The organism is Bacteroides sp. M10 (genome assembly GCF_014334015.1).
In the GTDB taxonomy this organism is placed as follows: Bacteria; Bacteroidota; Bacteroidia; order Bacteroidales; family Bacteroidaceae; genus Bacteroides; species Bacteroides intestinigallinarum.
Genome location: NZ_CP060488.1, coordinates 4126712 through 4148362 on the forward strand (window position 1 = coordinate 4126712; position 21651 = coordinate 4148362).

General features: G+C 43.8%; 15 protein-coding genes. 5 read left to right on the forward strand and 10 right to left on the reverse strand.

The window, feature by feature from the left end:
* Window positions 1-135: 135 nt before the first annotated feature.
* Complete coding sequence (locus tag H8796_RS14685) at window positions 136-921, reverse strand: M48 family metallopeptidase (protein ID WP_117935075.1); 786 nt, start codon at window positions 919-921, stop codon at window positions 136-138.
* 32 nt (window positions 922-953) lie between these two features.
* A complete protein-coding gene (locus tag H8796_RS14690; RefSeq protein WP_117935073.1) occupies window positions 954-3332 on the reverse strand; it encodes a TonB-dependent receptor in 2379 nt (792 codons plus the stop codon).
* A gap of 182 nt (window positions 3333-3514) precedes the next feature.
* On the opposite strand from H8796_RS14690, the gene H8796_RS14695 reads away from it, so the two are divergent.
* Together H8796_RS14695 and H8796_RS14700 are read left to right on the forward strand one after the other, a co-directional pair.
* Window positions 3515-3949, forward strand: coding sequence for a DUF2007 domain-containing protein (locus tag H8796_RS14695; RefSeq protein ID WP_117935071.1), 435 nt, complete (start codon window positions 3515-3517; stop codon window positions 3947-3949).
* Between the two features lie 24 nt (window positions 3950-3973).
* Window positions 3974-4792 carry an alpha/beta hydrolase family protein gene (locus H8796_RS14700; protein WP_117935069.1) on the forward strand — a complete coding sequence of 273 codons (819 nt, stop codon included), beginning with the start codon at window positions 3974-3976 and terminating at the stop codon, window positions 4790-4792.
* 556 nt (window positions 4793-5348) lie between these two features.
* Here the strand turns inward: H8796_RS14700 and H8796_RS14705 are convergent.
* Window positions 5349-6845 carry a S41 family peptidase gene (locus tag H8796_RS14705; RefSeq protein ID WP_117935067.1) on the reverse strand — a complete coding sequence of 499 codons (1497 nt, stop codon included), beginning with the start codon at window positions 6843-6845 and terminating at the stop codon, window positions 5349-5351.
* 180 nt (window positions 6846-7025) lie between these two features.
* On the opposite strand from H8796_RS14705, the gene mnmA reads away from it, so the two are divergent.
* The 3 genes from mnmA to H8796_RS14720 all read left to right on the forward strand — a co-directional run bounded on the left by mnmA (window position 7026) and on the right by H8796_RS14720 (window position 8753).
* Window positions 7026-8093, forward strand: coding sequence for a tRNA 2-thiouridine(34) synthase MnmA (mnmA, locus tag H8796_RS14710; RefSeq protein ID WP_117935065.1), 1068 nt, complete (start codon window positions 7026-7028; stop codon window positions 8091-8093).
* A gap of 89 nt (window positions 8094-8182) precedes the next feature.
* Window positions 8183-8422: a hypothetical protein gene (locus H8796_RS14715; protein WP_117935063.1), complete on the forward strand. Its 240-nt coding sequence runs from the start codon at window positions 8183-8185 to the stop codon at window positions 8420-8422.
* Window positions 8412-8753 carry a type II toxin-antitoxin system RelE/ParE family toxin gene (locus H8796_RS14720; RefSeq protein ID WP_117935061.1) on the forward strand — a complete coding sequence of 114 codons (342 nt, stop codon included), beginning with the start codon at window positions 8412-8414 and terminating at the stop codon, window positions 8751-8753. Before H8796_RS14715 ends, H8796_RS14720 begins: the two co-directional genes overlap by 11 nt.
* A 9-nt stretch (window positions 8754-8762) precedes the next feature.
* On the opposite strand, the gene H8796_RS14725 is transcribed toward H8796_RS14720, so the two are convergent.
* The 7 genes from H8796_RS14725 to H8796_RS14755 all read right to left on the reverse strand — a co-directional run bounded on the left by H8796_RS14725 (window position 8763) and on the right by H8796_RS14755 (window position 21640).
* On the reverse strand, window positions 8763-9422 hold the full coding sequence (locus H8796_RS14725) for a response regulator transcription factor (protein ID WP_117935224.1): 660 nt from the start codon (window positions 9420-9422) through the stop codon (window positions 8763-8765).
* 88 nt (window positions 9423-9510) lie between these two features.
* On the reverse strand, window positions 9511-10101 hold the full coding sequence (locus H8796_RS14730; RefSeq protein ID WP_117935059.1) for a DUF4251 domain-containing protein: 591 nt from the start codon (window positions 10099-10101) through the stop codon (window positions 9511-9513).
* A gap of 67 nt (window positions 10102-10168) precedes the next feature.
* The gene (nhaC, locus tag H8796_RS14735; protein WP_004305934.1) at window positions 10169-11596 is read right to left on the reverse strand and encodes a Na+/H+ antiporter NhaC; all 1428 of its coding nucleotides are present in this window, start codon (window positions 11594-11596) and stop codon (window positions 10169-10171) included.
* 156 nt (window positions 11597-11752) lie between these two features.
* Window positions 11753-12187, reverse strand: coding sequence for a hypothetical protein (locus H8796_RS14740; protein WP_004296952.1), 435 nt, complete (start codon window positions 12185-12187; stop codon window positions 11753-11755).
* A gap of 46 nt (window positions 12188-12233) precedes the next feature.
* Entirely contained in the window at window positions 12234-13409 is a 1176-nt protein-coding gene (locus H8796_RS14745; RefSeq protein WP_117935057.1) for an MFS transporter, read from the reverse strand.
* A gap of 26 nt (window positions 13410-13435) precedes the next feature.
* Window positions 13436-15874, reverse strand: a complete 2439-nt coding sequence (gene pbpC / locus H8796_RS14750) for a penicillin-binding protein 1C (RefSeq protein WP_187343819.1) — start codon at window positions 15872-15874, stop codon at window positions 13436-13438.
* Between the two features lie 135 nt (window positions 15875-16009).
* On the reverse strand, window positions 16010-21640 hold the full coding sequence (locus tag H8796_RS14755) for an alpha-2-macroglobulin (protein ID WP_117935055.1): 5631 nt from the start codon (window positions 21638-21640) through the stop codon (window positions 16010-16012).
* Window positions 21641-21651 lie beyond the last annotated feature (11 nt).

Below are 21651 nucleotides of genomic sequence, written 5' to 3' on the forward strand. Positions count from 1 at the left end.
TAATAATATAAGGCACGGATTACACGGATTTCACGGTTTCAATTAAATAAGAACCGTGTTAATCCGTGTAATCCGTGCCTTAATAAAAATATCAACAGGAAGTTTTGAATTCTCCCTTATATATCAGATAACTCTTTAATTCTTGGCGTAGCTGTCAGCTTTGGCTTTTGTACGTTCAATGCGCTTCTGAGTGTCCGGATGTGAAGAGAACATTCTTTGTGCATAGGATGCTTTAGGAGCATCTTTTGCAAGTTCTGCCAATTTACTCAAGGCATTTGCCATTGCATAAGGGTCGATGCCGTTTTTTACGCAGAATTCAACCCCGTAATCGTCGGCTTCATTTTCTTGCTTTTGTGAGAATTGTGCACCAGCAAGGGCTTCTGCCATAGCTCCCAGTTCGGAGTCTGTCAGTTTGGCTACTTTTTCGTTGGCTGCACCTGCCGCGTTTTTCACAGCTGATCGTAGGTAGGCATTTTTCATAGCGTCTTTGGAGTCAGTGTGAACTACGTGGCCAATCTCATGTCCTACTACTGCCATCACTTCTTCATCCGTCATCACGTCCATCAGACCGGCGCAAATACGTACACTACCGTCGCCACAAGCGAAAGCATTTACGTCTACCACTTCATATACACCAAAGTTAAGTTTCAGTCCGTCCACTTCTTTGATGTGTCCCGTCAACTTCTCCAGACGTTTGCCATATTCGGAATCAGGTTTGGTCAATGGATTATGAGCATCCATCCATACCATATATTCCTTACTCATGTTGGCGATGTCCGCATCAGATAAAGTAACGGCTGATACTACGTCTTTACCGGCTTGTAACGCTTTTCCCAAATTAATCTTCTTGCCGAATTGTGCAGAAGCTGTCATACCCATGCCTAGCAATACGAAGGCAATCATAGCGATTTCTCTTTTCATACTCTTTTCTAGTTTACAGTTTTATGCATAAATTAATACTCAAATGTTATTCCTAATGTGGGGAGCAATGTCCCGCTCGATTGTTTGATGCGTTTCATTTTATAGTGTTGGCTGTCGGCAGGAGCTTCCGGATTTTCAATGATACCGGTGCTCATCAGTACATCCTGCTGTTTCAGTTTGCTTACCGTGATATTTTGCAAATCAAGATAGAATCCCAGCATACAATGTTTCAGATAAAATGTCTTGTCGATACGGAGGTCTACCTGTGCAAAGGCCGGAAGACGTTCTTTATTATATTTAGAATAGTCGTAATATGCTTTACCTTGTGCATCCCAGGCAGATACCAGAGATGACTTTTCTTCATCATAAGGTGTATAAGGAGCACCGCCGATGCAACTGACTTTCATCCCGACACTCCATTGGCGCGGCAGATTGTAGGTTCCCCGTAAGTTGAAGATATACCGGTTGTCCCATGCAGATGCAATGTATTCACTCTCTTTATCGTTGCGGTATTCGCTTTTAAAGATGGTAAAGGAAGAAGCCAGATTCAGTTTCTTGGCGATCAGCCATTTCACCAGAATCTCCGCACCATACGAACGTCCCTGGGCGGTGGAGGTCAGCAATTCGTTGCCAATCACCCCGTAGTCATTTCCTTTGCAGGTAAGAGGAATGCCATCCACAACGGAGAGCGGAATTTTATCATAATCTTTGTAGAATCCTTCCACGGAAACTTCGAAAGTATCTCCTTTGCGCCAACTGATACCCAGACTTTCCTGGCTGACTTTCATATAGCGGAGATTGTATTTGTTGACATACGTTCCGTTATTATCCTTAAAACCGAGAGCCGTGTAAGGAGGCAACTGGTAATAAAGTCCTGCATTTCCGCTTAAAAACCAGTGATCGGCAAGTTGATAGGAAAGCGATATGCGCGGTGAAAGCTGATCGGAGAGTGATTTCATCGTCGATGAATAATTGTTGGCATCCGCTCTCAATCCCAAAGAAGCAGTGAAGCGTTCGTCCATCGAAGAGTAGCTGATAGTGCCGAAAAGTCCCCAGCGCATCATCCCCAAATAGGTATGGTAATCAAACGTTTGTGCCTGATTGGTATATGCCTTTTGAAAGGTGGTGTTGGTATATTGGCTGTAATCCAGGTTCACTCCGAGGTTGACCTTCCAGTTGCGGAAAGAAGAATTGTTTTCGAAACGGAACTTTGTCTCTTGTTCGGTAGAACGGAGGCGGAGCATCAGATTCTCCGGAATACTTTCATCATTCTGACGGTATTTGGTGTTGCGGTTGTTCAGATAGCTGTGACTGACTACCACCGACTGCACATGTGCGCCTGCATAATGACGATAAACGGCTCCCAATGTAAATGTCTCCTGCTTGATTTTCGGCAGGTAACTAAGGATGTATTCATTGTCTTCGCTATCCGCTTTCGTGTTCAATCGCATATTGTCGATTCCTCCGAGTCCCAGCACTGTCAACTCGTTCTGTTCGTTAAACCGGGTTTTCAATTTGAACTGCGCATCGGTGAAAGTCGGCAGGAAAGGGAGGTCGAGCATATCAAACAGGAATTGCAGATAAGATTGACGTACAGATACCAGATAAGAGGTCTTTTTCCCGATATGCCCGTTGGAGGCGAGCGAGACTTCGGATGCTCCGAGGGTAGCCTTTACAGAGTTGTGCTCCATATCTCCGTCGCGCAACTTGAAATCAAGAACGGAACTAAGTGCGTTTCCTCTATCAGTGGGGAAAGCACCGGTATAGAAATTGACTTCACGTATCAGGTCGGCATTGAGGATTCCCACCGGACCACCGGAGGCTCCTTGCGTACTGAAGTGATTGATATTGGGAATCTCCACTCCATCCAGGTAGAAACGGTTTTCAGAAGGAGAACCACCGCGCACAATCAAGTCGTTGCGGTATCCAATCGGCGAGAAGGCAACTCCTGGATAAGACTGTACAATGCGTGAAATGTCCCGATTGGCTCCCGGACTCTTTTCTATTTCCTGCAATCCGATAATGCGCAGGCTGACGGGGCTTTCCAAATCACGTCGGAAAGGAGAAGCGGTGACGGTTACTCCTGCGAGTTCGGTCAGGTTCTCTTCCATCTCTATTGAGATGTTCAGATCTTTGGTAGATACAATATATTCGGGAGTGGTGACACTCTTGTAGCCGATGGCAGTTGCTTGCAGTCGGTAGATGCCGGGAGGCACTTGTTCGATGGTGAAATGTCCTTCCGCATTGGTGACGCCGCCTTTGTTCAGTCCGAGAACCATTACGTTAATGAACTCTAATGGCTGACGGCTGTTTTTCTCAATAACCGTTCCCTTAATTTGATGTACAGGTTGTGCCTGTAACAGGGAAAGCAGAAGGTTTGAAAATAGTAGCAATGTCAACAGTCTTTTCATGTGATTGCGAATTATTGCTGCGAAAGTACGAAAAAAGTATTAAAGAATGATACCTTCCGTGAATAAAAATAGAATCACTTCTTATTTGGTTCGTTTTACTTCCTGATAAAGTTAGCCGGATTTTGTTTCTCATTTCATTTTTATATCTTATTTTTGTGGGACATATTAAAAACAGATTCCTAATGAAGACTGTAAAACTGATAACTTGTAATGATGCAATGAAGGCACATATCCTTCAAGGGGCATTGGAGAATGAAGGTATTGAGTCTATTCTGCACAATGAGAACTTCTCTACTTTGTATAAAAGTTGTGTGAGCAGTATAGCGGGGGTGGATATACTGGTGGCAGATGAAGACTATGATAAAGCTGTTCAAGTATTGAGAGATAACGATAGTTGGCCGGAAGAGTTGACGCTTTGTCCGTATTGCGGTTCGTCGGATATCCGGTTGGTTTTGAGGAAAGGAAAGCGATGGCGTGCGATGGGTGCTGCCGTACTTTCGGCATTGATGGTTATTCCTCCGGGAGACAACCACTGGAATTATATTTGTAAGCAGTGTCATAAAAACTTTGAAATGCCGGTTTCTAAATTTGATCCCTCCGCAGTAGCAGAGGAATAACTATATCTAACTATATAACACACAATGAAAAAGAAAAAACTTCAATTAATTGCTCTTCTTTTAGTATGGGTGGCTCCTTCGTTTGCTGCCAAAGTAGATACTTTATTAATTAAAAGTCCTTCCATGAATAAGGATGTGCAAGTGGTGGTGGTAACGCCGGATGCTGCGCTAGGGAAGAAAGCGGTAGCTTGTCCCGCCATTTATTTGTTGCACGGTTACGGTGGAAATGCTAAAACATGGATTGGAATTAAACCGAATCTTCCTCAAATTGCGGACGAAAAAGGAATTATATTCGTTTGTCCGGACGGAAAGAATAGCTGGTACTGGGATAGTCCGCTCAATCCGTCTTATCGTTATGAAACTTTTATTTCATCGGAATTGGTGAAGTATATCGACGAACATTACAAGACGATTGCCGACAGAAAAGGACGTGCCATCACCGGATTAAGTATGGGTGGACACGGAGCGATGTGGAATGCGATCCGTCATAAAGATACGTTTGGTGCCAGTGGAAGTACCAGTGGAGGACTGGATATCCGCCCGTTCCCGAAAAACTGGGAGATGCCTAAGCAGTTGGGAGAATATGAAACGAATAAAGAAGTCTGGAATAATCACACTGTTATCACGCAGATTGATAAGATAGAGAATGGTGATCTGGCTATCATTTTCGATTGTGGAGAAGGAGATTTCTTCCTGAATGTGAATAAGGATTTGCATAACGCTCTGTTGGAAAGAAAGATCGATCATGATTTTATAACTCGTCCGGGTGCACATAACGGAACGTATTGGAGTAATTCTATTGATTATCAGATTCTATTCTTCGATAAGTTTTTCAAGAAATAAATCCGGGAATACTTGACTTTGGCTTTTCAATGTCGTATCTTTGGATACAGAATCATAAAATAGATTGAGGTTAAACTACGATAGAAGGAGGAGGCGAAAGCTTTCTCCTTTTTTGTTGTATGCTGCGGTGACGGAGAATCTCACCCCGGCTTGTAGCGGTTGTAAGCCCGGGTCTAAAGACTCTTTAGCTGCCGGGGGATGGTAAATCAGGTGTTTTATCAGGGTAAATCATACGCTCTGTTAAGTGTAAACCGATGCTTTGTTAGATGTAAACCGACGCTTTGTTTAGTAGAATCAGACGGTCTGTTTTGAAAAGGTGGAATAATGGGATTCTTTTGTTAATGATGCGTAAATCTGCTATTGACAAGAAGTGTGGTGAAAAACGAAGAAGGTGTGTCATAATGAATAATAAAACGCAGATGAACGCAAATTATCGCAGATTATTTCAATTATATTGATATATTAATCAACGACTTATAAAATGATTTCTGCGATAATTTGCGTTAATCTGCGTTTTGACACACTCTCTTCATTCTATTTGGTTCTTGCTTTGCTTCTATTTAATCTTTAGACCGCCGCCACCGACAAACCGTCTACTTGCGGGACTAATAACACTTTTCTCAATCTTGAATGTTGCTTTGGTGGTTTCTTCTGTGTCTTCCTCTTTTTTCGGTGGATAGGTGCCTTCTATAACTCCGATGGCTACTTTTAAAAGTCTTTCATCTTTGTTACCGAATGGCAGGAATTCGCTGTAATTGGTAATTCCATTAATAGTCGTTTCGCTGATTTTAAGATCTGTAGCTGGTGAAATAGAACCGTAAGTATCGTGATTGGAATCGTAAACAGTGCACACTACGGGGTTAACCGACCATAGAAACTCCTCGTTAATGAATTGCTCTGTTGCTACATTTTGTCCTTTGGTAGCACCACCAATGGCTACGACGGGATAGCTGTCTTTCAGATAAAGACTTCTGATTAACATTTCCGGTGCTCCGGTTGTCGTACTGCTTGTGATAACAAACAGGCCGGGTAGATTTAAGTTGGTTCCCCCCTTTAATACTTCACGATCAAAGTTGATGGTAGCATCCTTATCTTTGTTTTTATCATTATATTCAAGATAAGCCATTGGTTCATTCTGTTCAACCCGTTCTTCTGAAGCTAGAATTGTACCCAGTAACTGAACGCAATCCAATGAACCGCCGGAATTGTAACGTAGGTCAAGTATGACATATTTCACACCTGCTGTCTTGAATTCTTGTGAGACGCGACGCAGTTCGTTATTGTACTTTTCCGGATCAGCTTTTGTTCCGGCAGTGAAGCTGTTGTACATGAGATAACCAACTTTGATTTCATTATTGTTTTCTGTTGCCGGAAGTATCTTTGTTGTATGTATCGGATTGTCTTCGACGACTTGTGCTGCAGGCAGTTTTTTTGTGATACCGTTAGGCACTACCTTGTAAACATATTCGATTTCGTCTTCTCCGCTTTCTCCTTCTCCTTCCGTATCAGCTTTGGTTTTATCTTCTTCCTCATCTATCACAGGAACTTCTTTCCATTCTCCCATCACTAAATTCCGGGCTATTGTCCCTTGCAGTAATTGAGTCTCATATTTTTTGCTGATGTAAGAAGTATCGACTTTCATAATCCAGTCACCACGTTCCAATCCGGCTGCTTCTGCCGGTGAACCGGGAATGACATAAGTGATTAATGCGTTATACGCTGTATCAATATCTATGCTTCGAACCAAGGAATAGTCAAATCCATAGGTAGGCAGTGGAGTTTCCATCACAGAGTCTACAAATGAGTAACTATCGCTTTTCGATTTCACTTTAGACAAAAACGCGGCAGGATCCAAAAATAGATTCACATCATCGTAGGAAGGTAGATCTTGATACCACAGATAGTTCTGTTGCATGATGTCGAGCATCCATGTATCCAGTGCGGTCTGATGGGCATACTCCGGCCAGCGGTCGACACCACAGGAGAAAAAGCCACTGATAAATACGATGCTCAGGGCAGGTATGAGGATTATCTTTCTTAATTTCGTCATCATAAAAAGCTTTTTACTGTGCAAATGTAGGAAATACTTTGCTTATCTACCACATTTATGGTATAAAAATGCCTTCAATATGTGATTGGCTGTTAGAGATTCTTGCCTTATCTTTGTAGCATAGAATTTTTTAATAGGTATTAGCTTACATATAGAACGTTATTAATAGACGAATCATTATTCATGGATATAGCTGCATTATTATCAGGAGGTGTCGACAGTTCGGTTGTTGTACATCTCCTTTGTGAGCAAGGATATAAGCCCACTCTTTTTTATATTAAGATAGGCATGGACGGAGCGGAATATATGGACTGTTCGGCAGAGGAAGATATTGAATTATCTACTGCTACGGCACGTAAGTACGGTCTGTCTTTGGAGGTAGTGGATTTGCATCAGGAGTATTGGGAGAATGTAGCGGCCTATGCCATTGATAAAATCCGGCAGGGACTGACGCCTAATCCGGATGTGATGTGTAATAAGCTAATCAAATTCGGTTGCTTTGAACAGCGTGTCGGGAAAGACTTCGACTTTACGGCAACCGGTCATTATGCCACCACTTTACTACTCGACGGTAAAACTTGGTTGGGCACAGCGAAAGACCCTGTGAAAGACCAGACGGACTTTCTCGCACAGATTGATTACCTGCAAGTTTCCAAACTCATGTTTCCCATTGGAGGTTTGATGAAACAGGAAGTCCGTGAGATTGCCAATAAAGCCGGATTGCCGAGTGCCAGAAGGAAAGATAGTCAGGGTATCTGTTTTCTCGGGAAGATAAACTACAATGATTTTGTCCGTCGCTTTTTAGGAGAAAAGGAAGGGGCGATTATTGAATTGGAAACCGGAAAGAAATTGGGTACACATCGCGGCTATTGGTTTCATACAATCGGCCAGCGCAAAGGGCTTGGATTGAGTGGTGGTCCCTGGTTCGTAGTCAAGAAGGATATTGAAGAAAATACAATCTATGTGTCCCGCGGTTACGGTGTGGAAACACAGTACGGCAATGAATTCCGGATGCATGATTTCCATTTCATTACTGATAATCCCTGGAAAGGGCAGGAGAAAGAGATAGACATCACTTTCAAGATTCGTCACACTCCCGACTTTACCAAAGGAAAACTGATACAGGAAGGGGAGAAGCAATTCCATATTTTGTCCTCTGAAAAGCTGCAAGGCATTGCTCCGGGGCAGTTTGGGGTGATTTATGATGAAGAGGCGAAAGTTTGCGTGGGAAGCGGAGAAATCATCTGTTAAATAGTTTATTTTGAAAGGTGAGGATTCGATAATCAGGATAATTTTCACTACTTTTGTTTCGTAGAATAATAAATAAAGGAGGATTGCATATGACAACGATGGAATTGAAAAGTCTGAAAATGGACTTGGTGGAGGAACTCCTGAGTTTGAATGACAAAGAGATGCTCAATCGGGTGAAGAACTATTTGAAACGACTTAAGAAAATGGAAGCAGAAAAAGAAATGGAAGAAATCACAAAAGAGGAGATTCTTGCAGGGATTGATGCAGGACTGAAAGATGTAAAGGCTGGAAGAACGAGATCTGCTTATGAACTCCTTGATGAATTATAGTATAGAAAGCTCTGCCTCTTTTGATAAGGAGGCAAAACGGTTAGCGAAACATTATGCCTCATTTAAAGAAGATTATTTGAAACTTCTTGATGAGTTATCCCGTAATCCGCAATTAGGTACCGATTTAGGTCATGGCTTGCGCAAAGTTCGCATGAAAATTACTGCGAAAGGGAAAGGAAAAAGCGGAGGGGCAAGAGTAATCACTTTCACTCTGGTTGTTTCCCAGCAAGATGCAATTTTGAATCTTCTCTATATTTATGATAAAGCAGACAGGGCTTCTATATCAGACAAGGAAATAGAACAACTTTTGAAACAAAATGGCTTGAAGTAAAGCGTATAATCAGATATAGTATTCGGCTAAATCCACAATCCCTGCCCTCATCGCATATTTGGTAGCCTCGTGCACATTATTCACTCCCAATTTACGAAAGATATTCTTACGATGGCTGTTGATCGTATGGAAACTAAGATTTTTCTCTGCTGCAATCTCTTTCGTTGTTTTCCCTAATGCAATTTCTTTTAGGATATTCTTTTCTGTCTGCGTCAGCAAATGGTCGTCCATGCTTGACGCTGCCAGTGGAGAAGAAGCTCCTGAAAGCAGCAGATTGCTGACATGATTGCAAATATACCGTTGTTTGCGGGTGGCGCATTGAATGGCAGTCATGATTTCTTCTTTTGAGTTATCTTTCATCACTACCCCGAAAGCCATGCTGCTGAATAATACTTGGCGGAGAAAGTTCAGGCTTAGTTCGTCAGAAAATAGAATCCAGTCGGCTTCCTTGAATCTTTCCTGCAAGACAATCAATTCATCTGCCCCCGCAAAATTGAACAAGGTATAATCCAGAATAATCACTGCTTGCGGATACAATCGTAGCTGCTGAATCAGTTCAGCCTTGTTGTCAGCTTCTAAAAGGAGGGATACCTCCTTTTGTTTACTCAACAGGAACATCATTCCTGCCTTACTGATATCCTGATTGTCTGCAATGATAAATTCTCTCATAAGCCATACTGAATAAAAAAACTCCGTTACAAATGTACGCATTTTGCGCGATTTGTAGCGGAGTTATGATAAGATTCTTGTACCCGGATTACCAGGAACGTCCCTTGAAGATATTTGACTGGTCAAGCGGAACGATATTTCCGTTCAATGTCAGGTTGTTGTTGCTGAAGTTCGGGCTGATACTAACCGAAGCTGTATTGTTTCCACTGCTCATATTAATAAATACTTGAGCGGAGATGCCGATACCCTGAACACTGAATGAACAGTTCACATTTCCTTTTTTGTCGATATTCATCTTCATATCCGAAGAATTACCATCTACTGTCACACCACCGATTCCGTTAGGACCAGGGTAAGGAGTATTGAAAGCAGTCTGTACGGTAGCTCTGTTGCCGTTCATCAAAACGAAATTGGTGTTTGAAGTAACGAAAGCGCTCATACCGTTGCGGAAAACCACCTGATTAGCTTCCAGAACAAATTGCTTGTTTTTCAAAGCCTGTACAGCTTGTTGGTAGGCTGCCATGTCCTGCACCTCTTCTTCGGCACGGAGTTTTGCTCTCTCTGCATCTCTTTCTGCTTTTCTTTCTGCGCGGCGTGCTGCTGCGCTACTTTCTTGTGCATACATCATTGTGCTTGCACTCACTAATACTAATGCTACTAATGCAATAAACTTTTTCATAACTTTTTTTTGTTTAGGTTTAATATGTTGTTCGTTTATTGCAAAAACAAAGTGTATGCCAGATTGTTCACGAGCGTCGTGCAATTTTATATCCGATGGCTGCCACGGTGATACTCATTAAGGGACTGATAATGTTGAAAAAACAATAAGGGAGATACACAAGTGTGGGTACACTCAAGATGGTGGCTTGAGTCATTCCACAGCTGTTCCACGGGATCAATACGGATGTAACGGTTACTGCATCTTCCGTGGTACGGCTTAGTAAGCAACTTTCATACCCTTTCTTGGCATAAATATCGCGAAACATATTTCCCGTCAGAATAATACTGATATATTGGTCGGCAGTGGTCAGATTAAGAAACAGACCGGAACAAACCGTCGCACTGACCACGCTGACTGTTTTCTTCATAAAGCGCACAAAGATGGAAGTGATACTTCCCACCATGCCGCTTGCTGTCATTGCTCCGCCGAAACACATGGCACATAGTATCAGCCAAATCGTATTCATCATTCCTGACATGCCACGTGTGGCAATTAAATCTGTCAGAACGGCATTATCCGTGTGTAAATTTGTCTCTCCGTAGATAGTCATCATTAGTCCTTTAAACAGTGAATCGAATCCGGAAGCGGCAATTCCTGAAATTTCTTCCAACAAATCCGGCTGAAAGATTAAAGCAAAAACAGCAGCCAGCAGGGTGGACAGGAACAGCGTAACGATAGACGGCACTTTCTTCGCTATCAATATGCCGGTTGCTACGGGAACTATCAACAGCCACGGAGTGATATGAAACTTTTCATTCAGAGCTGTTGCCACTTCTGCGATGTGTTGTGTATTGTTGGCATCATGAGAGAATCCTGCTACGGTGAAAATAATTAGCGTAATGACAAGAGATGGAACCGTAGTAATCATCATGTAACGGATGTGACGGAATAAGGGAGTGTCTGTGATGGAAGAGGCCAGGATGGTAGTTTCGGATAAAGGAGATATTTTATCTCCGAAGTATGCCCCCGAAATAATGGCTCCGGCAATCCAGCCGTCTTCAAAACCTTGCGCCTTTCCGATACCCATCAGGGCGATACCGATGGTAGCAATGGTAGTCCAGGAACTTCCGGTCATAACGGAAATCAATGCGCAGATGATGCAGGTAGATGCCAGGAAGAAACTGGGATGGATAATTTGCATCCCGTAGTAGATTAGCGTAGGCACTACTCCACTAATCATCCAAATCCCACTCAACGCACCGATTATCAATAGAATAATAATGGCTGTTGCCACTCCGGCAATATTGTTGGTTATGGCGAGCTCATAATCTTTCCAGGGAATTTTATAAAACACCATACCGATAAGGATACAAATAGCTGTAGTGGTGAGTAGTGACACTTGGCTTCCGCCGCTTAGGGCATCACTGCCAAATGTGCGGATAGTGGCAAACAATAATAACACCAGTACAATGATCGGTATCAATGATACAAGGGGAGAGGGGGCTTTCTTCATGTTGATTCTTATAACCTTTTATTTGTTTTCCGGCTACTGTTTTGTTTATAGCCGCGCAAAGATACAACAAAAAAGAATGAAATCTTTTGCTTCAAAACGTCAGGCAATAAAAATTATTATAAGTTTGTATTTGATTGGAATATGTATAAGACCGGCTCAATTAGCGAAAGTCTTACGCCTTATCCACCAGTAACGGATGAAAAGTACCCCTGTCAGGATGAGGGCAATGGATAATCCGGTATAGAAAACTGAAATGAACGTTTCGGGCAGAAGATGGAAGCTACGTATGGTAATTCCCAGAGAAATCATGAAGATCATTGTAATCCAACTTTTCACATCGAAAAAGGAGAACGGGCAATTTCTGTGTTCTTTCTTTTGTTCGATTCGCTGGGTATGTTTATAATAAAGTCTTCTGAACACCAGAACGAAGAATAACAAGAAAACGACGGTAGCTTCTCCTATTTTGAACATCCAATCTTGGGAGGTGTTTAACCAGGTTACAATTCCTATTCGCAGAATATTGGCACCGGCTATAATCCAGACCGTGCCGGCTGTGATAAGTAAGATTTGTCTGTTAACTCCGTATTTCATTGGCTTTTTTATTGTAATAAACGGTTTGACCGTCCGTTTTGTTGACTCACTTCTTGTAGAAAGTCGTAATTAATAAAGAAATTCCGGTTAAAACGACTCCGGTACCGATAACTCCGTGCCAACCATACAGTTGCCAGAAGCTGCCCGCCAGAAATGTTCCCATCGAACCGCCAATAAAGTAAGTAGTCATGAAAACTGTATTGATACGGTTCGAAGCGCGCGGGTCCAGTTCGAAGATACTTGTCTGGTTACTAAGTTGGATGCATTGCATCCCTATGTCAATGATGATGATTCCGGCAATGATACCAATAAAAGTGTTTTCACCGATGAGGAACAGTAACCAGGCAAAGAGAATCAATCCGCAACCGATAAAGTTGAAGCGGCGTACCCCGACTTGTTTTACATATCTTCCAACAAAAGAGGCTGTTAATGCTCCCGCCACTCCGCAAAGTCCCAGCATACCAATGACGTCGCTGTTGGCAAAGAACGGGGCTTGTCCCATCTTAAATGCCAGGCAGGACCACATGGCGAGGAGGGAGCCGAAGTTTAATGCCGCCCGGATGGAATAAATGCGTAGTTGCGGATATTCTTTTACTAAGGCTAACAGGGATTTCATCAGGCCGCTATATTTTCCCTGAAAGTTGGTCTGAATGTCGGGAAGGACTTTTAGTACAACAATGGCGCAGATAAGCATCATGCCTGCGGCGATGTGATACATTTCCCGCCAGCCAATCAGTTCACCGATAAATCCGCTGACAACGCGTGAAGCCAGGATACCGGTCAGTAATCCTGATAAGACGATTCCTACATTCCTGCCTTTATTTTCCGGACGGGAAAACTGGGCGGCTATCGGAATGAATATTTGTGGAATCATCGAACAAACTCCCGTGAGGAATGAAGCGATAAGTATCAAATGAAAATTGTGCGTCAGGGCGATAGTCAATAGGGAAAATATCAGAACGGTGAAGTTGACGAGGATGATTTTCTTACGCTGATATAAATCTCCCAGAGGGGTGATAAACAGCAATCCTGCCGCATAGCCTATTTGCGTGACCATGGCAATCAGGTTAGTTCTGAACTCTGATATGCCAAGTTCATGGCGTATCATATTTAATAGAGGTTGAATATAATAGATGTTGGCTACCGAGACACCGGCCACAATAGCAAGTGTCCAGAGGATAGACGCCGGTAGTCCACCGTTTTCTTTTAAAGGCTGTTTCATGCGGCAAAGATAATAAAATAAGATGTTTATTCGATGAAGAAAGTGGTGGAAACTGTGTTACCTTCTCCGTCTACTGCCGTCAGGGAATGTTTGCCGGGAGCAGGTTGCAGGGAAATTTTGTGGAAATCCTGTGTCTGTGTCTGATAGGTGTCGTCGAGATGCCAGAAGATAGTGGCATTGGGATTGCTGTGTGCCAGTTCCACCGTGATAAAGCCTTTGCTGCCGTCCAATTGCTTGGGCAGTTTGATGTGGGCGTTCATCGGAGGGTAGATGAACTGCATGGGTTGGAAAGAATCTTCTCCGCAACCGGCTTTGAAAGGTGGTAGCGGTTTATATTCCGGATGATGCTGTTTATAGTACCATTCCCATACGGGAGGCAGGGCAAACCATGATTTCTGAATGGTAGGTTCCGTGTTTGCACAGTTTTCATAGATGCGGTGGCTTTCGTCGGCGGATAGTGTGACGAGATGATGGTAAGGACAAGCCTCTGTCCGTAATCCGACGGGAAGGATCAGTACGGTATCGGTTTCTTCACAGAAACGTCCTTTCAGATGACCGGATTGACGGCATATCTCTGCATCAACGAAAATTCCTTTGGGACGTTCGAACCAAGGTGAAGATGGGAGATAATTGAATATATCGAATAATACGGGACCGGCCGTTTGTGCACCGACCAATCCAGGTTTTCCCTCTCCGGTTGCATTTCCTACCCATACGCCTACTGCATAGCGGGGAGTCACGCCAACGGCCCAAGCGTCACGGAATCCGTAACTGGTTCCGGTCTTCCATGCGATAGTCTGCATCGAGGGGATTGATTTCCAGTCAATCTCTTCAGGTCGGTTGACTTCTATTAAGGCGGAAAGGGTGAGCCAGGCTGCTCCTGCTGAAATAACCTCTTTTGAAATAGCTTCTTCTGATATAGTTCTTTTTGGTATAATCCTTTCCGAAGTTGTCTTTTCCGAAATCGTCTTTTCTGAAGTAACTTTTCTTGAATCATCTCTTTCCAAAACAGTCTTTTCTTCTGCTTCTAATAGTATCTGTACTTCCTTTTCTTGGGGAAGATCGTTGGAATGATTGTTGGAGAGGCTTCGTCCCATTTGTGCATAAGCATTCGTTACATCCCATAGAGTAGCTTCGGCACCTCCTAAAATGAGTGATAATCCATAATGGGAGGCTGATCGGTTGATAGTCTTGAACCCCATTTGTTGCAGCATGTGATGAAATTTGGGTACTCCATATCTTTGTAGCATGGTGACAGCCGGGATATTTAATGAGCGGGCAAGAGCTTCGGAAGCGGGGACGGCTCCTTCAAACTGTAGGCTGAAGTTTTGTGGAGTAAAGCCGTTGATATTAACGGGTACGTCCGGTAATAGCATTTGCGGTAATAGACTTCCCTCCTGTAACATGGCACCATAGAGAAAGGGTTTTAAAATACTACCTGTACTTCTAGGAGCTTGAATCACGTCTACTTGATTCCCCCCTTGTTTACGGTCGAAATGTACATTTCCGCAGTATACTACCACTTGATTGGCGGGAATGTCTATAATTAGGATAGCCAGGTTACGGATATCACTTCGATTAAATTCATTACTCCACCGTTCCGCCAAACTCTCTATATGGGTTTGTATTCCTTTATCGATGGTTGAGCGGGTATATAATCCGTTTCTTTCCTGATAAAAGCGGGTAACCAGATGTGGGGCTATTTGAGGAAGAGGATGTGGTTCGTCGGGTAACGGTTCGCTGATAGCCAGTTCATAGGTGGACGCATCGATAATCTCTTCTTCAAAAAGTTGTTTCAATAGACGGTTGCGTTTGGAAAGAAGTGTTTTTCGTCCTTTGGATAGATGAATCATGGCGGGGGCATTGGGCAGGACGGCCAGCATGGCTGATTCCGCCCATGATAAATCTTCGGCAGAATGACCGAAGTAACGCCAGGCAGCAGCATCCAGTCCTACCACATTTCCTCCGAATGGTGCATGAGAGACATACATGGATAAGATTTCCTCTTTGGAAGTCCGGAACTCCAAACGGGTAGCCCAGATCATTTCAATGACTTTCTCTCCGATAGTTCTGGGTTTGTTTCGGGCGAGACGGATGGTCTGCATGGTAAGGGTACTACCTCCGCTTACAACACGTTTATTCTTTAAATTCTGATAGAGTGCCCTTCCGGTAGATAACGGATTAACTCCCCAATGGTGGTAAAAGTGTTTATCTTCAAAGGTAATAAGGCATTGTTTGATTTTCTCGGGTGTTGTCTTTCGGGGAGGAAACCGCCATTGACCGTCCGAAGCGATACGTGCTCCCAGTAATTCTTCGTTTCGATCAGTCACGACGGTAGAGTAGGGTACATGAAACAGTTGCCGGGGAAGGCAAAAGATGTATCCTATCATCAAAAGAGCAATGCTTATTGTCATTACTTTCTTAGTAACAGATAATCGTTTGAAGAATTTATATATAGGATTCATTTAAATGTTAAAAGCTAAGAGACATATCTTTTTGATAAATGATTAGGTACGAAATAATTAGGCACGGATTACACGGATTTCACGGTTCTACTCGTTAACCAAAACCGCGTAATCCGTGTAATCCGTGCCTGAAATTTATCGACTGACAGTTGTTCTTCCCGCTTTGCTGCGTGCCTGTACGTTTACATCATACATTGCTTCACATTGAACGGCAGGAAGAATAAAGTTACCTGCATAAGTCGCTTGCAGTCTGACAGTGAACACTTTCGTTTCACCACGACGCAAATTGAAATAAGTAAATACCCTGTCATCGCGTATATCCAGATAATTATATTTGCTGACGGACTTACCGGAACCATCGGCTGCTACGCTTTCCGTTTCGGGGGCAACCATTCTTTCGTTATATATTTCCCAACCGGACGGTATGATATGCGTCAGTGCCAGATTGGTGTAATCGGAAGTTCCGCTAATATTGGATATGGAGGTGATAGCCATAAAGTCAGTTCCCTGTATAATATCATTGACAGAGATCGGTGTACCGTTCAGGTTGGCATATCTTATATCCATACGAAGATTGTCGCTGATGGCCGGTAATGTATCGTTCAACAACTGTGTGCGTGTGATAAGGTCAACGCTAAGCGCTCCTTTTCCTTGATTTTTCACAGCAATCATACCGGATTTGGGAGTGGTGGCGATTTCCTTTTCAAACACAGCTTTAGCCGATTTCACGGCAGGTTGTTGTTTGTCGTTCCATGTCCATACGAAATCCAATGTACCTGACAGCTTTTCAGCCAGACGTCCCATTGCCATAAGAGCAAAAGCGGTGGATTGTGTACTGAACCACTCCTCTTGTGACAGATTCTTTGAAACGACTTTTGCCTGCTGCAAAGCATCCCGTTCCCGGTTCATCAGGATCAGTGTTTCCAGAATCATAGCTTCATCACGGTCGGAGGAACCGTAAATCTGATTCATGGAAGAGTAGGGGCTTACTGTTGTTTCTGCATTATACACCAGTTCTTCAGCCGGTTTCATCTTTCCGGTCAGTGCATAGGTTGCTGCCAGTCTCCATTTAGCCTGAATGGATAATCCTGCCTGTTCTTTCATCCGGTTCATGGCCCCATATTCCGGTGCTCCTGCCAATGCAAGCGTATATAAACGGAAAGCCTGTTGCAATTCCGACTGCCATTGTTGCCAGCCGCTTGCATCCTGCGGCATCCGCCAGTTCTGTGCGGCAGCACGTTGGAAACGCTTCCACTTGTTCAATACGTTCGAATGAACGGCGTATCCTTTTTCTTGTGCCAGTGTCAGGAACATTCCTGCATAAGAACTGATCCATTCGTCGGCAACAGCATTTCCCGGCCAATATACAAATCCGCCATTGGGGAGTTGACGACCATAAATCTGCCGGATAGCTTCCTGTACATTTGTCTTTATCTTTTCGGCTTCTATCTTATCTATTGTTTTGAATTGGCCGACAAACAGAAGAGGCAAAGCCTTGGAAGTCAACTGTTCCGTACAATGGTGCTGATAGTTGTATAAGAAGTCGAACCGGCGGCTGATGTCAACCGAAGGTATGCGTGATACTTCCAGCTTTATCTGGTTATTTGCAGAAGAACTGCTTAGATTGTATGAAAGTTCTTTGCTTTGTCCGGCTTCTACCCATTGACTGTTGCGCAGGGTTACTACCGGATTCGGGTTGCGTACTTCTATTTCAATGGTTTCTTTAGTTTGTTGTCCGCCACCATTGGCTGTCAGATGGATGGTAGCTTTTCCTGTTTTACTACCTGTTTTTAAGGTAAAGAACACAAGCTGGTCACCCGGTTGGCTAAATTTGAGCGACTGTTGGTTGGCCCCTACAATCTGTACTCCTCCACCGGATGCCTGAAGTGATACGGTTACATTCTTCACTTGATTTTCCATCGCAAAGATATTTACCGGAACGGTGATTTCTTCCTGAATGCTAAGCACACGGGGCAAGGTGGACAACATCATTAACGGAGTCCGTACGAAAGCCGTTTTTTCCGCATTGCCGTACGCTCCCTCTTGTCCGGCAACCACCATGGCACGTACCGAACCTACATACATCGGAAGTTTCAGCGTATGCGTCTGGCTCTTACCTTTTCCCAGATAGAAAGGACCTATAAACTTGACTACCGGTTTGAAACGGTTTGCTTTTGCATCGGCAGGTTTCAATGTGGCGTCTCCACCCGTACTGAAAAGTGAACTGTAACTTCCGGCGGAAGCTCCCAATACATTATCATACATATCCCATGTCCGGATGCCGAGTGCTTCGCGTGAATAGAAATCATTCCATGGGTCCGGGGTCTTGAAATTGGTAAGATCCAGCAAACCGTCGTCTACAATAGCTAATGTATAAGTCATCGGTTTTCCGGTCTTTTCGCTGACGGTCACATTGAAGTTGGTTTCCGGGCGTAACACTTCCGGCATCTGTATCTGCGGTTGTAATACCGTCTGACTGTTAGTCACGAATACCGGAACGACGCCATACATACGGATGGGCAGGTCATTGACTGTTTGCGCATGAGGCTGTAACAAACTGATATGGAGATATACATTCGGAGTCATCTCCGGTGTAATCTTGAATGTATATTTCGTATCTCCTCCGTTGGAAACCTCTATCCATTCTTGTCGTAATACGGTAGAACCGTTTTCTATGGATACCAGTGCGCGTCCTCCCGCTGCTGCAGGAATGATTGCTGTGGCTGTTTCTCCTATTTCATAAGAGTCTTTGTTCAGTGAGAAAGCAAGCATCTTGATACCGCTGGGATCAGTCTTGCTCGAACGTCCCCGCCATTCCGGCCAGTCAACATAAACTGTACCTCCGGTGGCATGTCCACTCTCTTTATCTTTCACGTAAACCAGGTAGCGTCCCCATGACGGATAATCGATACGGAATTTGAAAGATGCTTTTCCGCCTCTTGTCTGTAAATTGCCGCTGGCAACAGGAGTGATGGAACTGTTGTTGATATACGTTCCGAAAGATTCACCACTGTTTTCCCACCACCAACTCCAGCCGATGCGGTATATTTTGTATTCCAGATTAGAACTGTTCACTAACTGTCCCTGCGTGTTTACAGTTACAATATCGAATACATGATCTTTGTCAGTTTCAATATATTTGCCTTTTGGCTGGTTCAGATTGATACCGACATAAGAGGTGAATGGTGAGAATGGAATTGTTTGAGTGTAGATGCTGGCATCTCCTCCCGGTTCGAACACGCGGGTGGTGAAAGTGGCGTTCAGCATACCCGGCGCTTCCGTTGCGGTCGGAACTTTCAGCATGACGTTTGCTTTTCCTTCTGCATCCAGTGTGCCGTCAAATATATCTGTTTTGATAGTCGTGAAATCCGTAGCCGGATTGTTAAAGATATATTGTCCGTAATTCTTAAACTGTGTATTCACTTTCGATAAAGACATTTCTACTTTGGCTTTCAGTTTGGAGGCAGTTGCTCCTGTCAGCCAGGTTGAAGTGAGTGGGGCATAGAAATCCTTGTCCGTGGCTTGAAGAACCTTCGGCAATGCCAGATTTATTTTCAGGCGGTTGGGCTTTATGGTTTCGATACGCAGACCTTTGTGGAAGGTGGTTCCTCCCACCTTAATATACGCATTCCAAAGTCCGGTCGGGTCTGTTGCCTGTGTCGGAACGTCGAATGTATAGAATCCGTTCATTCCTTGTGTTGAAATCATTTTCGTGTAGAACTGTCCTCTCGGATTGTAAATCTCCAGTGCTACGGGGTGCTTGTCGGGGATTCTCTTTTCGCGGTCTTCCAATATAAAGGAAATGTGCAGCGTGTCTCCCGGGCGCCATACCCCTCTTTCGCCATATATAAATCCTTTCAGTCCCTTTTGAATATCTTTTCCTCCCACGTCGAATCTGCTGACGGACTGTTCTTCACCGTCCACAACGCGCACATACGCCTTTTGTTTTTCCGATTCTGCCACGATAATGAAAGGCACACCGTTCGGAGTGATTTCAACGAATCCTTCTCCATTGGTTTCTCCTTTCCCTATGGGTTGTAACTGGAAGTTATACGCTGTTACCTGTGCTTTCCCTATCGGCTTTGTATCCAAAATGTTACTAACGGCGATCCACAGTTTATTCAGTGAGTTCCGTTTAACAATCATTCCCAGGTTGGAAGCGAAAACATTGCAGGCAGCTACCCGGTCTGAATTCATATAATAAGACGGATGGCAGGGATTGTCGCGTTCCGTCCATCGGTACACACTCCAGTCCATTGTTCCGCCATTGTAATAATAGTAAGCTTCGGGGGTATTCCAGATTGCTTCATCTTCTTCGGACAAGACACTTCCACTTACTTTGGTCAGCCCGTCGGAGGTGCTGCTGTCTGCGAATTTCATATCCTGATTCTCGACCCCTCCACAAGGATAAGCGGAGTATTCCTGACGGAATGAAAGTATCACACGATAGATGGCACCCGGTTCCTGATGGATTAATCCGGCAAGGTCTATCGAGTAATCTCCCCAATGATGAATGTCTTTGGAAGCATCTTTGGCAAGCCATAACGTTTTCTTATAAACCAGTCTTCCCGAACGGCGTAGCTCATTGGCTGAGGCCAGTGAATTGGTTTGCATAAACATCAATACATTGTTCTCGAAAATGCGGATCACGCTCAAATCCACAGCATACAGGTTGACAGCCCTGAAAGGAATAATCAGACTTTTCGAATCGGGCAGGATAGCGGCGGTAGTAGACATTTCCACTTGTGGTTTCAGACTTACTTCACTGAATGAGATCGTATGAGAAGTTCCCAACGCTTTACCTTGACTGTCTTTGACTCCTTCATGGATATTCAACGTCAGTTTGTTCTGTGTGTTTGCTTCGAAATAGATAAAAACTCTGTTCTCACTGATTTGGAAGATCGATGAGGAGATTTCCGGGATCTCAATCAGTCCTTTTAAATCTTGAGTAGTGGATAGGGGAGCGGAGAAAACAATCTCGATTCCATTTTCCGGTTGGTCGATGCGTTCGGCAGACATGAAACGGAAACAATCTTTCGCCGGTATCAGTATTTCTTCGCTTTGTTTACGGTCGATGCCGGCTGCGTTGCCGTTGGCTGTGATAGTCAAGGGGTAATCATCAGCTTCTCTGGGGATTTGTCTGATACTAAACAAATACCGGGTATGATTGTCGGTTGCGGTGACTTCCACCGGATAACTCTTTTTTCCGTCACTGGCAGTCAGCATCTTTTCTACCTCTTCCTTTTTCACTACGTCGCTGAAACGTATCTCTCCTTTAATATTTATTTCATTCGGTTGGGTAGCTGTAATCGGTAATGATTCCAGTTGCAGGGTGAAGTTACGTTCCTGTACACGGAATGAGAAGTTGAACTCTTTCAGCTTTTTGTCCACTTCGATGAAGTCTCCGAGCCGGAAAGTTCCTTCGTAAAGTGTTCCCGGTTTCAGCGTTCCTTCTTCGGGCACAAATTCAATGGTATTGTTGCTAACCCAATATGCTTTTCCCTTTAATGAAGGTGAGAAACTGAACGGATTGCTTTTTAACTCATTGTTCATATCCACCATGGGTTGGTCGTGGGTCAGTTCTATACGTATGGTCGAATTTTGCGAGATGACTCCTCCCGTATACGCATTTACATACGGTGCATAATCGGCAGAAGGAATGATGTCTTTTTGAGTGCGTGTGCATGAATATAGGCCCACAGTCATCATGATAAGTAAGAATAGTCCGGTAGCACTGATGCTACGTGTAGTCTTTGTTTGTCCCATAGTGAGAAGTT

Excerpts from the sequence above, each read along its gene's own strand:
- H8796_RS14695 (WP_117935071.1), top strand. The coding sequence starts at position 3,515 with ATGAAGACTGTAAAACTGATAACTTGTAATGATGCAATGAAGGCACAT.
- nhaC (WP_004305934.1), bottom strand. The coding sequence starts at position 11,596 with ATGAAGAAAGCCCCCTCTCCCCTTGTATCATTGATACCGATCATTGTA.
- mnmA (WP_117935065.1), top strand. The coding sequence starts at position 7,026 with ATGGATATAGCTGCATTATTATCAGGAGGTGTCGACAGTTCGGTTGTT.
- H8796_RS14725 (WP_117935224.1), bottom strand. The coding sequence starts at position 9,422 with ATGAGAGAATTTATCATTGCAGACAATCAGGATATCAGTAAGGCAGGA.
- H8796_RS14685 (WP_117935075.1), bottom strand. The coding sequence starts at position 921 with ATGAAAAGAGAAATCGCTATGATTGCCTTCGTATTGCTAGGCATGGGT.
- H8796_RS14690 (WP_117935073.1), bottom strand. The coding sequence starts at position 3,332 with ATGAAAAGACTGTTGACATTGCTACTATTTTCAAACCTTCTGCTTTCC.
- H8796_RS14715 (WP_117935063.1), top strand. The coding sequence starts at position 8,183 with ATGACAACGATGGAATTGAAAAGTCTGAAAATGGACTTGGTGGAGGAA.
- H8796_RS14745 (WP_117935057.1), bottom strand. The coding sequence starts at position 13,409 with ATGAAACAGCCTTTAAAAGAAAACGGTGGACTACCGGCGTCTATCCTC.
- pbpC (WP_187343819.1), bottom strand. The coding sequence starts at position 15,874 with ATGAATCCTATATATAAATTCTTCAAACGATTATCTGTTACTAAGAAA.
- H8796_RS14700 (WP_117935069.1), top strand. The coding sequence starts at position 3,974 with ATGAAAAAGAAAAAACTTCAATTAATTGCTCTTCTTTTAGTATGGGTG.
- H8796_RS14755 (WP_117935055.1), bottom strand. The coding sequence starts at position 21,640 with ATGGGACAAACAAAGACTACACGTAGCATCAGTGCTACCGGACTATTC.
- H8796_RS14720 (WP_117935061.1), top strand. The coding sequence starts at position 8,412 with ATGAATTATAGTATAGAAAGCTCTGCCTCTTTTGATAAGGAGGCAAAA.
- H8796_RS14730 (WP_117935059.1), bottom strand. The coding sequence starts at position 10,101 with ATGAAAAAGTTTATTGCATTAGTAGCATTAGTATTAGTGAGTGCAAGC.
- H8796_RS14740 (WP_004296952.1), bottom strand. The coding sequence starts at position 12,187 with ATGAAATACGGAGTTAACAGACAAATCTTACTTATCACAGCCGGCACG.
- H8796_RS14705 (WP_117935067.1), bottom strand. The coding sequence starts at position 6,845 with ATGATGACGAAATTAAGAAAGATAATCCTCATACCTGCCCTGAGCATC.